At 61.6% G+C, this 11,316-nt stretch carries 13 protein-coding genes; 8 read left to right on the forward strand and 5 right to left on the reverse strand.

What is annotated here, in order from left to right; genetic code table 11:
- Positions 1-14 precede the first annotated feature (14 nt).
- The 6 genes from VIO10_RS05720 (at position 15) to VIO10_RS05745 (ending at position 4,648) form a co-directional block, all read left to right on the forward strand.
- Complete coding sequence (locus VIO10_RS05720) at positions 15-1,178, forward strand: acetyl-CoA acetyltransferase (RefSeq protein WP_331960693.1); 1,164 nt, start codon at positions 15-17, stop codon at positions 1,176-1,178.
- A 23-nt stretch (positions 1,179-1,201) separates the two neighbouring features.
- The gene (locus VIO10_RS05725) at positions 1,202-1,630 is read left to right on the forward strand and encodes a Zn-ribbon domain-containing OB-fold protein (protein WP_331960696.1); all 429 of its coding nucleotides are present in this window, start codon (positions 1,202-1,204) and stop codon (positions 1,628-1,630) included.
- A 13-nt stretch (positions 1,631-1,643) separates the two neighbouring features.
- On the forward strand, positions 1,644-2,327 hold the full coding sequence (locus VIO10_RS05730) for a PHP-associated domain-containing protein (RefSeq protein ID WP_331960699.1): 684 nt from the start codon (positions 1,644-1,646) through the stop codon (positions 2,325-2,327).
- 32 nt (positions 2,328-2,359) lie between these two features.
- Positions 2,360-2,806, forward strand: a complete 447-nt coding sequence (locus tag VIO10_RS05735) for an FAS1-like dehydratase domain-containing protein (protein ID WP_331960702.1) — start codon at positions 2,360-2,362, stop codon at positions 2,804-2,806.
- A 28-nt stretch (positions 2,807-2,834) separates the two neighbouring features.
- Entirely contained in the window at positions 2,835-3,254 is a 420-nt protein-coding gene (locus tag VIO10_RS05740) for a MaoC family dehydratase (protein ID WP_331960705.1), read from the forward strand.
- Positions 3,255-3,403: 149 nt separating this feature from the next.
- Positions 3,404-4,648: an anaerobic sulfatase maturase gene (locus VIO10_RS05745; protein ID WP_331960708.1), complete on the forward strand. Its 1,245-nt coding sequence runs from the start codon at positions 3,404-3,406 to the stop codon at positions 4,646-4,648.
- Between the two features lie 32 nt (positions 4,649-4,680).
- On the opposite strand, the gene VIO10_RS05750 is transcribed toward VIO10_RS05745, so the two are convergent.
- The 5 genes from VIO10_RS05750 to VIO10_RS05770 all read right to left on the reverse strand — a co-directional run bounded on the left by VIO10_RS05750 (position 4,681) and on the right by VIO10_RS05770 (position 8,966).
- Positions 4,681-5,826: an ABC transporter permease gene (locus VIO10_RS05750; protein ID WP_331960711.1), complete on the reverse strand. Its 1,146-nt coding sequence runs from the start codon at positions 5,824-5,826 to the stop codon at positions 4,681-4,683.
- Between the two features lie 109 nt (positions 5,827-5,935).
- The gene (locus tag VIO10_RS05755) at positions 5,936-6,487 is read right to left on the reverse strand and encodes a hypothetical protein (protein WP_331960714.1); all 552 of its coding nucleotides are present in this window, start codon (positions 6,485-6,487) and stop codon (positions 5,936-5,938) included.
- Entirely contained in the window at positions 6,487-7,011 is a 525-nt protein-coding gene (locus tag VIO10_RS05760) for a hypothetical protein (RefSeq protein ID WP_331960717.1), read from the reverse strand. The genes VIO10_RS05755 and VIO10_RS05760 overlap by 1 nt, the downstream gene beginning before the upstream one ends.
- A gap of 168 nt (positions 7,012-7,179) precedes the next feature.
- A complete protein-coding gene (locus VIO10_RS05765) occupies positions 7,180-8,409 on the reverse strand; it encodes a CoA transferase (RefSeq protein ID WP_331960720.1) in 1,230 nt (409 codons plus the stop codon).
- 110 nt (positions 8,410-8,519) lie between these two features.
- Positions 8,520-8,966 (reverse strand): hypothetical protein, encoded by a 447-nt coding sequence (locus VIO10_RS05770; RefSeq protein ID WP_331960723.1) that lies wholly within the window; start codon positions 8,964-8,966, stop codon positions 8,520-8,522.
- A gap of 438 nt (positions 8,967-9,404) precedes the next feature.
- On the opposite strand from VIO10_RS05770, the gene VIO10_RS05775 reads away from it, so the two are divergent.
- Entirely contained in the window at positions 9,405-9,737 is a 333-nt protein-coding gene (locus VIO10_RS05775) for a carboxymuconolactone decarboxylase family protein (protein WP_331960726.1), read from the forward strand.
- 50 nt (positions 9,738-9,787) lie between these two features.
- Positions 9,788-10,939, forward strand: a complete 1,152-nt coding sequence (gene ispG / locus VIO10_RS05780; RefSeq protein WP_331960729.1) for a (E)-4-hydroxy-3-methylbut-2-enyl-diphosphate synthase — start codon at positions 9,788-9,790, stop codon at positions 10,937-10,939.
- The last annotated feature ends 377 nt before the right edge of the window (positions 10,940-11,316 follow it).

Raw genomic sequence — 11,316 nt, forward strand, 5'->3', positions numbered from 1 at the left:
AGTAGGAATTCGAGATGAGTTTAAGCCGCAAAACCGCAGTGGCCGGGGTGTTTGAGCATCCCACGCGCTTCGCGCCGGACAAAAGCCTGTTCCAGATAATGGCGGAGAGCGTGCGTGGCGCGCTGGACGACGCCGGCTTGACGATCAAGGACGTGAACGGGCTGTGCACGACCGGAATCGGGATGAGCGGGATGGGAATCGTCGGCTTGTGCGATTACCTGAACCTGACGCCGAACTTTGTCGACTCGACCTCGATCGGCGGGTCGTCGTTCGTGGCGCACACCGCGCACGCCGCGGCCGCGATCCACGCCGGGCTGTGCGACCTATGCGTGGTGGTCTATGGCTCGACGGCGGCCTCGTCGCGGTTTGCGATTGGCACGGGCGGAGAACGCGGCGGCGCAGGCGATCCGTGCGACCAGTACGAGATTCCGTTCGGGCCGACTACCGTCGGGGCCTACGCGATGATCGCGCAGCGCCATATGCATGACTACGGGACGACCTCCGAGCAGCTCGCCGAAATAGCGGTCACCATGCGCCTGCATGCGTCCATGAATCCGGCCGCCAAGTACCGCGACCCGATCACGGTGGAAGACGTACTCGCATCGCGAATCATCTCGTCGCCGCTGCATCTGCTGGATTGCTGCATCATCAGCGACGGCGGCGGCGCGCTGGTGATCGCGTCGGCGGAGCGCGCGCGCGATTTGAAGAAGAAGCCGGTTTACATTCTTGGCGCGGGCGAGACGGTGCGGCACGCGGCGCGCGGGCAGCGCGATTTTCTGGAAATCGCGGCGGCGCAATCGGGCCGGCTGGCGTTGGAGCGCGCCGGCGTCATGCACAAGGACATCGACATGGCGATGATCTACGACTCGTTCACGATCACCGTGCTGGCCACGCTGGAGAATCTCGGCTTTTGCAAGCGCGGCGAAGGCGGCGCATTCGTGTCGGGCGGACGGCTGCGCTTCGACGGCGAATTTCCGATCAACACCGACGGCGGAGGGTTGTCGTCGAATCATCCGGGGATGCGCGGAATCTTCCTGGTGATCGAGGCGGCCAGGCAACTGCGCGGCGAGTGCGGTCCGCGGCAGGTAAAAGATTGCAAAATAGCACTGGTGCACGGCACCGGCGGCGCGCTCGGCACGCGCCATTCGGGCGCGACGCTTATCCTCGGCAATCAGTAACCTCGGGGGGCGGACCAAAAATCATGGCGGAACAGACGCAAGCGAAGAAATACTCGAAGCCACTCCCGCATCTCGACGAAGAGAACCGTCCGTGGTGGGAGGCGCTGCAACGGCACGAGCTTTACATCCAGAAATGCGGCAACTGCGGCGACATCCGCTACTATCCGCGCGCGCTGTGCACGAATTGCATGTCGTCGCAGGTGCAATGGATAAAATGCAGCGGGCGCGCCACGGTCTATACCTTCACCACCACGTATCAGAACCAGGCGCCGGGGTTTCGCGAATCGCTCCCCTACATCATGGCCTACGTCGAGTTGGAAGAGGGCGTGAAAATGCTCACCAACCTTGTCGACTGCCAGCCGGAACAGGCTAAAATAGGAATGCCCGTCGAGGTCGTATTCGAGGACGTCACGCCCGCGGTGACGCTCGCGAAATTTCGCCCGGCGAGGTGAGGACTCAATCCTGGTGAGTACAATCCTTGATCTGCATACGCATAGCGAAGCATCGGAAGACAGCCGCGCGCCGGTAGAGGCGTACCTCAACTGGATCAAGCTGCGCCAGGCCGAGCGGCCGGTCGATGGGATCGTCCTGACCGAGCATCGCCAGTTCAATCGCGACGCCGACTACCGCCGGCTCGAGGACAAATTCGGAACGTTGGTGTTGCGCGCGTCGGAAGTCGAGACCACCTACGGACACATGCTGGTGTTCGGGGTGAACGATGACATGGTGGCGCGATTCGATTTTGCCGACGTGCGGCTCGACGCGCAGACTTTGATCGATGAAGTGGCGCGGATGGGCGGAATTGTCGTGCCGTGCCATCCCGGCCGCCCCAATATCGGGCTCTACGAGCACTATCAGTCGAGGCCGCCGCTGGAGAACGTGGTCGCGGTCGAAGCGCTCAACGGCGGCTCGCGCAAGGGCGAAGACGAGCGCAGCGCGGAATTGATCGCGAAACACGGGTTTGCCGCGACCGGCGGTTCCGACAGTCATCTGGTGAGCCTGATCGGGCTGTGCGCGACAAAATTCAGCGCGTACATCAAGACGATCGACGACCTGGTGCGGGAATTGAAGACCGGCAACTACGAGCCGGTGGATTTCCGGCCGCGGCGCAAAACCGTGCCGCATGCGGTCGCGATGGAAACCAGGTAACGCGCCGCACCGGCAATAGCGAGAAAACCACGATGGCAGTGAATTACGATCCGGCGCTGATCAACAAGGTCTTCGAAATTACCGAGCCGGTCGAGGTCAAGGCCGAGAAGATAGAGCGCTACTGCGCGGCGCTCGGCGAGACCAATCCGATATACACCGACGCGGAGGCGGCGAAAAAAGGCCCGTATGGAGAGATCGTCGCGCCGCCGTCGTTCGCGGTGACGTTCCGCAACGGGCGGCATTTCTTCGAGAACGTGCCGCGCTTCGGAATGCGCGGCTTCGACGCCGGCAAGGATGTCGAGTTCGTCGCGCCGATCAGGCCGGGCGACAATGTAACGCTCAGCTCGCACGTGAAGGAAATTTACGAGAAGACGGGACGGACGGGCACGATGGTGTTCGTCGTAATCCGCTCGACGCTGAAGAATCAGAACGATCAAGTGCTGGCCCATATCGACCATCGCTTCATGAACCGCCCCTGAGCGCAGCGCTATCGGGAAATCGAATCGCGTGAACAGTTTCGAACAGATTAATATCGGCGACACGCTCGGCCCGCTCGAGCTGTTCGTGAGCAAGGATCAGTGCCGCGCCTACGCCCGGACGATGGGCATGGGCGAGGGCGCCGGACGCTTCACCGACGATGAAGCCGCCCGGAAAGAGGGGCTGCCCGGCATGATCATCCCGGGCAACATGAGCCTCGGACTGGTCTCCAAGCTGGTGACGGATTGGATTGGATCAAGCAACGCGTGGCTGACCCGGATGAGCACGACCTATCGCGTGCCGGTGCAACCCGATCGCACGGTCACGATTCACGGCTTTATCACGAACAAGAATCCCGAAGATCGCACGGCCGAGATCGACGTCTGGATGGAGAACGAGGAGTCGGAGCGCCTCGTGACCGGAACGGCGACCGTCGAGTTCAGGAAGTAGCCGGGAGGATTGGCGCGGCTGCCGCGTCCCCGTTTGTCGCCCGACGCGCAGATTCAGCCGCTTCTTTTGCGGTGGTTCACGCACGGTGAGGAGTGCATCGCTCAATGGTGACAGCTTCGCGGGTGACAGCTTCACGGGAATTCCAGGTGATGGCAAAACCGGCGGGCGCGGTCTGCAACCTCGACTGTAGCTACTGCTATTACCTCGACAAGTCGGCCCTGTACCCCAACGGCGGATCGCTTCGGATGACCGATGATCTGCTCGAGCGCTACATCGTCCAGCACCTCGAAGCCTCCCCTAAAGACGTGATTTTCTTCGAGTGGCACGGCGGCGAGCCGACCATCCTGGGGCTCGATTATTTTCGGCGAATCGTCGAACTCCAGCGCAAGCACCGATCTCCGGGACGGCAGATCCTCAATGGCATCCAGACCAACGGCACGCTGATCGACGACGAATGGTGCCGCTTCCTCGCCGCGGAACGCTTCCACGTCGGAATCAGCATCGACGGACCCAAGGCGCTCCACGACCGCTATCGCGTAACCAAGGGTGGACGTCCGACTCACAAGCAGGTGATGCAATCGTTGCGGCTCTTGAAGCGCTACCGGGTTCCATGCGACGTGCTGTGCGTCGTCCATCGTGGAAACGTCCGGCAGCCGACTGCGGTTTACCGCTTTTTCAAGGAGCTGGGCGTGGAGTGCCTGCAATTCCTTCCGCTGGTTGTGCGCCAAGGGGGCAGTGGAGTAAGCGCGGAGACGGTGCCGGTAGAAGCCTACGGAGAGTTCCTGTGCACGATTTTTGACGAGTGGTTCAGGAACGACATCGGCCGGATCGCCATCCAGAACTTCGATGAGGCGCTAAGGCCCTGGCTCGGGGTCGAGCATGCTTTGTGCATTTTCAAGGAGACCTGCGGCGATGTCGTGGTCGTCGAGCATAACGGAGATTTCTACTCCTGCGATCATTTTGTCGATCCGGAGCATTGCATCGGGAACATTTTCGAAACACCGCTGGCGGAAATACTGGAGGACCCGGCGCAGCGCGAATTCGGACGCAAGAAGCGCGACGGACTGCCCCGATACTGCCGGGATTGCGAGGTCCTGAAGTCGTGCAATGGCGGGTGTCCGAAGGACCGGTTTGCCCGGACACCCGACGGCGAACCGGGTCTTAACTATCTTTGCCCGGGTCTGAAAAAGTTTTTCACCCATAGCCGCCCATCCCTGCAAAAGATCGCGTCGCTGATGCGCTCAGGCGTGCCAGTGGAGCGGCTCATGGATCATCTGCGCTCCGAGGATGGCGAAGCCTCTGCGCGAGCAGGGCGCAACGACCCTTGCCCCTGTGGCAGCGGGCTGAAATACAAGAAGTGTTGCCTCGACCCTCGTAAATCGCAGCTTGATTAGGACCGTGAGGGCGCAGCGACCTCGAAGGCGTCTTATACGGCGCGGAGTTCGGTCGAAATATCGCCGCGAGTGGCCAGGGTCGCGGGTATGAACCCGCTGGCTGCTCCGATCAGGGCGGCAATCATGAAGCTGTAGGCAACGACTCGCGGCGACAGCGTCAGGGCGAGCGCCAGCGGACCGAGCGCTCCGGAAACATGCGGCAACAGTTCGAATCCAAGGAGCGCCAGGGCGCATCCGAGCGCGCCGCCGGTCACGCCGACGATCAGTCCCTCGACCAGGATTCGCGCAATGATCGAGTTGCGCGTGAACCCAAGCGCGCGCATCACCGCCATCTCGCGGCGCCGTTCGCGCACCGCCATCGCGGCCGTGTTGACGGCGACCAGCCCGATCGTGAAGATCACGATCACCGCAAGAAATTTTGCGCCGTTAATCAGCAGGGCAATACTGCCGGCCATCTCGCTCTTGATCAGCGCGACTTCGGTTTCGGTGGCCGTCTCGTGCGCCGAATTGGCGAACATTTCATCGATTGCGGCGATCACTTCGGGCGCCGATTGCGAGCGATCTATCTTCACCCAGAACAGGTTGACGATGCCGGGCCTGCCCAGCAGTTCTTCCATGTAGTCGCGCCTGAAAATAATTCGAGGCCCAGCGGCTTCCGCGTTCAGCACGCCCACAATTGTCAGTTGCAGATCGACCGGATACACCGTACCGCGCAGCATGATCGTGTCGCCGACTTTCCAGCCGTACACCTTCATCAAGGTGGTTCCGACCAGGCCTGCGGTGCGCAGATTTTCGAATTCGCGCTCGGTCTCCGCGCTGATTTCCCAATCGGGAAAGATCTCGCGGAGGTGATCGTCGTCGGTGGCGAGGATGCCGATCTGCTCGTTCGGATCGCGGTACGTTCCCATGAAGACGCTGTAGCCGGCCACTGCCTCCACGTGTGGAACTCTTTCGATCTGCCGGCGATACGCTTCGGGCAGCATGTAGGCGAAGCCCGCCTTGCTGTGACAGATGAGCCGCAGCGAATTGGCGCGGTCGCGCAGGACCTGGTTGAGCAGTCCGGGCAGGCTGATCAGCGACGCGAAGATGAATACCGATACGGTGATCGACAGCATGGTAAGGATCGTGCGCCGCTTGTTGCGGGTGAGGTTTATGAGCACGAGCGACAGGTATTTCATGGCGCGAACTTAATTGTAGTGAAACCCGCCGTGGGTTTGCAGGGGTGACCGCTGCACCCAGTGTTAAAACAATGATGCAGGCGGAGTTTACCCTGAACGCAAAGCTCGGCTAGACCAGCAGGGAGCCGCGGAACGGCTCGTCGCGCGGGGGAGGGAACTGGAGCAGGTTGATGGCCCATTTGCGCGCCTGGCGCAGCGCGTCCTCAGCGCGGCGGAAGATTCGCTCACGATACATCACCGACCATACGTACGCATCGACCGACGGCTCCTCGCCGAGCGTGATGTCGAGCATCCAGTCCTCGAGCTGCGGGCCGCAAATCAACAGGCGCACGACGCGCCCGTGATCGATTACGATGCCGCGCGCCTCGCGTGGGATGCGAAACTCGTCCTTGACGCGCTTGATGACATTGGGCGGCGCATGCTGCTCGGTCATCGCGACGTAGGCCCAATCGCCCTGCGGAGGATTGGCCTCGCGCGCGATGCGCAGGTTGTTGTCGGTCAGGTCTTCCTTGGCGCGATCCTGATCGTAGTCGCGCGCGACCTGGTAAAACGCCATCGCGACCGGCAACTGCGGCATCTCAGTTTCGGACTTGGCCTTCTTGGGTTTCTTGAAGGTGGTTTCGACCCACCAGCGGTTTTCGACGTTGGGCTTTTGCGCCATCAGGCAACCCGGCGAGATTTGCGAGCGTCGATCCGCGCAGTGCGCCTCGATCTTCGTGCGATCGAAATACGCGCACGACGCTTGCGGACCCGATTTGCAGCGCGACGCGTGCTTGAGATTCCCGCCCGGGTGCGCGGGCGCGATGAGCCGTGGCGGCCGGGGACTTTAAGCCCGGTCACCATCCGGCGCGAGAACAGGTCGGCCTTGCGCTCGGCGTCGGACCAGAACAGGAAATGACCCATCTCGTGGTAGATCATTTGAATCCACAGGCGCTCGCTGAAATAGACGCGTCCGCGTTTCCAGTTTTCGGGATGCACCAGATGGATGCGGCCGTCCTCGTAGGTGCGGCCGGCGGTCTTGCCCCAATCGATGTACTCGAACCATTCGATCCGCGGGCGGCGCAGTTTGAAGTATCGGCACATCGAGGAAATGGCGCGGTTGAAATGCGCGGCGCGATGGCCGCGGAAAAATTCGGCGAGGTTGCGATCAATTTCGCGGCGATGAGCGACAGGAGGAACAATCATTCGCACAACCAGGCGACCTCCGCTGACAGGTGATAAGGATCATACGGAGGCGGGTTCATCATAGTCAAACCGTTTCAGGAAAATGCAGTTTTATAACGGCGTTTGATTGTTCGAGAAGTCCAAAATCGCCTGTCAGCAGCGGGGTTGGTCCATTGCACAGAGATAAATCTATCCCAGGGTGCCGGAGGCTTTGAGACCCGCGATCTCGTCCCACGTCAGCCCCATTTCGAGCGCGACTTCTTCGGTATGCTGTCCGAGTTCGGGCGCCGCACGATGGGGGATTGTGTCGGCGCCGCCAAACTCGACGGGGCTGTTAACGACGCGGCATCCGGGAATATTCGGATGGTCCACGGCGGCGAAAGCGCCGATAGCTTCGGCCTGCGGATCGTCGAGCACTTCGGCATCGGTGCGAACGGGCGCCCAGATGAGATTGTGGCGATCGAAAATCGGCGCCCAATCGTCGCAGCTCCTCGTTGCAATCGCGCGATCTATTTCGTCGGTGAGCGCGGCGCAGTTTTGCGCGCGCGCGGTTGAATCCTTGAAGCGCGGATCGTCCCGCCAATCCGGTTTGCCCAGCGCGAGGCAGAAATCCGGCCAATAGCGGTCGCTTTGGATCATCACGAAGTAAATCCATCGCGCGTCGGCGCATCGATAAGAACTCCACATCGGATTTATCCGCCCAGTCCGCGACTCGGATTGTGGCGAGTGGCCGGTCATCAGCCCGATGGTAAGATCCGACGCGTTCATCCACAGGCCCATCGAGAACAGCGAGATGGTGACCTCGCGGCCGCGGCCGCTGCGCTCGCGAGCGAGCAGGGCGGCTGAGATTGCGCCCGCCAGGCCCAGGCCGACGGCGTGATCGATCATCGCGGGCCGCTGTGCCGGCGGCGACTGCCCCGGCTCGGCGATCGTCGCCATCAGGCCCGAGCGCGCCCACGAGGCGGCGTAGTCGTAGGCAGGGAGGTTGCGATCGGGTCCGCGATGCCCGTAGCCGTTGATCGACCCGTAGATGAGCCGCGGATTTTTCGCGGCCAGGGATGCGTAATCGAGTTTCATGCGCTCGAGGGCGTCCAGGCGCAGGCTGGTGACGAAGACGTCGGCGTGTTCGATCAGCTTGAGCGCGAAGGCGTGGCCGTCGGGCCGGCGCAGGTCAACCGCGACCGAGCGCTTGTTGCGATTGTCGAGTTCAAATGGCGGACGGATGCGCGCATTGGGATCGCCCATCGTGCGCGTGACGAAACCGCGAATCGGGTCTCCGCTGGTCGGATCTTCGAGCTTGATTACGTCGGCGCCCCAGTCGCCCAGCACGGCGGTGGTGGACGGGCCGGCCACCCACATCGCAACTTCGACAACTCTGACGCCCTTGAGCGGACGGTCCATCGGTTCGGTCTCCTTCATCGGATGAAACCGAATTCGTATCAGGAGTCGGCGCAAGAATGAAACCGCGCGCGGAGTTTCTTTTTTCCGCGCGCGGCCTGATGCCGGCGATTGAATCGGAGGGTTAGTCGCTAGCCGGCGGGATTGACCCGGCGCATCCCGCGCCGATCGCGCCGGCGTGATCGATTAACCGTCAAGCGTTGGATCCGGCTCGCTTCCTTCAGCCGCAGGCGCAGCGGAGGGCCGCCGCGGCCTGCCACCAGTTCCGACAGCCGCCATCGCAAGCCATGGATATCCATGCTGAGCGCGTCGCATACGTTGTCAAATGACAGCGGAGAATTGACGCCCTTGGTGAAGATCCAGTGCCACGCCTCGTTAAACGAACTGCGTTTGCGCAGGCTGGTTGAGCCGCCGAATTCCTGCACGACGTTGATCGCGTCGGCCAGCACCGCAAGCATCAGGCGCTGCTCGCTGGAGAGCGATCTCGTGCCGACCATCTCGAAGAACTGGCTGCGAAGGATAACGTCGGGAAAGGGACGCGGATCGGCGTCAGCGATTGCAAAAGCGGCGGTATTCATGGTTCAGCTTCCTTCCTCCTGCGAGCGAACAGCTTGAGCGTCGAAATTGGCCGCGAGAGATGGGCGAGCCCAGCAGCATGCCTTATGCGACGCTTCACTCCGTCTAATATCGACGGAAGAAGAAACTTAGTGGGAACGCTGACTCATTGCAAGAGAAAAGTCATAGCCTAAATTTGCGCTCGCGAGCCTTGGACGGAGCCGAGTTTGCCCACCGTTAATGCTGAAATCAGCGAAACGGCGTCGCAAACGCGCCCGGGGCGTCGGCGAACCATGCGCTCAGAGGCGCCAAGCGCCGTTGTTGTCGATACGCGCGGACGGTCTGCTATATTTGAATTGTCAGGTGCAAGCGCGGCGCTCGCCGAAAGCAGACCGATAACGGTTCAGAATTGCGGTTGGGGGAGAGGGCGTCCAAGCAAGGGCGGACCGAGGAGTAAGACAATGGCGGATTTTTACGGCAGGGAAACCTCGAAGTATCTCCGCAATCTGCGCCAGAATGCGCCCGACGCGTTCAAGGGGTTCCTGGAATTCGACAAGGAAGTTTTCAAGGACGGAGCGATTCCGAGCAAGACGAAAGAGTTGATGGCAATTGCCGCCGCGCATGTGACGCAATGCCCGTGGTGTATCGAGGCGCACGTCGTGCGCGCGAAAGAGAAAGGATGCACCGACCAGGAGATCGCGGAGGCGGTATGGGTTGCGGCGGCGATGCGCGCGGGAGCGGCGTTCAGCCATGGCGCGATCGCGATGGCGGTGGCTGAAGAACACAAGCACTAGCAAGGGCGGCGCGCATTCGGCAGCATTGGGGAATAATTGAATCAGTGGAAATGGATCAGGCACGAAAAGATCGGAAGACGCGGCAGATAACGATCGGCGGCGCCAGAGTCGGCGGCGACGCGCCGGTGGTGGTGCAGTCGATGTGCGCGACGCGAACCATCGACGTCGATAAGACAGTCGCGCAGGCCCATCAGTTGGCGAACGCGGGCGCGGGAATTGTCCGAATCGCGATGGACAACGAGAAGGAAATCCCGGCGCTCAAGGAAATCCGCGCGCAGACCAAGGGAATCGTGCTGTCGGTCGATTTGCAGGAGAACTACAAGTTAGCCCCCCGGGTCGCGCCGCACGTTGACAAGATTCGCTACAACCCGGGCCATCTCCACCATCTGGAAAAGTCGAAGACGATCGGGCAGAAGGTGAAATGGCTGGTGGATGTGGCCCGCGACCACAACCTCGCGATCCGCATCGGCGTCAACTGCGGCTCGGTCGCGCCGGCGTTTATCGACAAGTATCCCGGCGATCAACTGGCCGCGATCGTCGAGTCGGCGGCGTACCATTGCGAGCTGATGGACGAGCTCGGCTTCACCCGCTTCGTCGTGTCGCTCAAGGATTCCGATCCCAACAAGGTGATGGACGCGAATCGGCGCTTCTCCAAGCGCCGGCCCGACGTGCCGATCCATCTTGGCGTCACGGAGGCGGGGTTGCCGCCCGACGGAATCATCAAGACTCGGATCGCGTTCGAAAAACTGCTGGCGCAGGGCATCGGCGATACGATCCGCGTCTCGCTGACGCTGCCCAACGAGCGCAAGCACGAGGAAGTGATCGTCGGCCACAAGATTATCGAGGATGTCGCGGCGGGCAGGTTCATCTCGGTGCCCGATTTCGGCGCGGGGCTCAACATCATCTCGTGCCCGTCGTGCTCGCGGGTCGAGAACGAGAAGTTCGTCGAGCTGGCGCAGCAGGTCAAGGAACTCACGGCTTACGCCAGCAAGCACAAGATCACGATTGCGGTGATGGGATGCAGGGTGAACGGGCCGGGCGAGACCGACGACGCCGACCTTGGGTTGTGGTGCGGTCCGACCACGGTGAATCTCAAGAAGAAAGATAAAAAGATAGGTTATTTCGGCTACGAAGAAGTGCTGCCCAAGCTGCGCGCCGAGCTGGATCGGCTGATTGCCGAGCGCTCGGCCGCAGTGAACTGAGCGACGTTAACGAATTGCGTCGCCCTGACAGGGAGAGCTGTGCGTAACCGGATGTTGGTGCTGAAGCGAGACGCGCTGGCGCGCGAGATCCTTCGCTGCGCTCAGGATGACACAAAAAACGGGCGCACGGACTCTTTCCTGATCAACCCCTTCTAACAGGGCCCTTCGAGTACTCAGGATAAACTCCGCCCGCATCTTTTTCCTCACTAAGGTGCAGGGGTCACCCCTGGCCGTGGCGACGGCAGCGCAGTATTAAGCCGTTGGCAGGGGCCGCGCCCGCCAACGGCGGGCGGCCTTAATACTGGGTGCAGGGGTCACCCCTGCCTCAGTTCGGCTTCAATGCGCGCCAAGAGAAGCCCGCGGGCGCGCTCGCGGTG

The sequence above is a fragment of the Candidatus Binatus sp. genome, from assembly GCF_036567905.1.
GTDB lineage: Bacteria > Desulfobacterota > Binatia > Binatales > Binataceae > Binatus.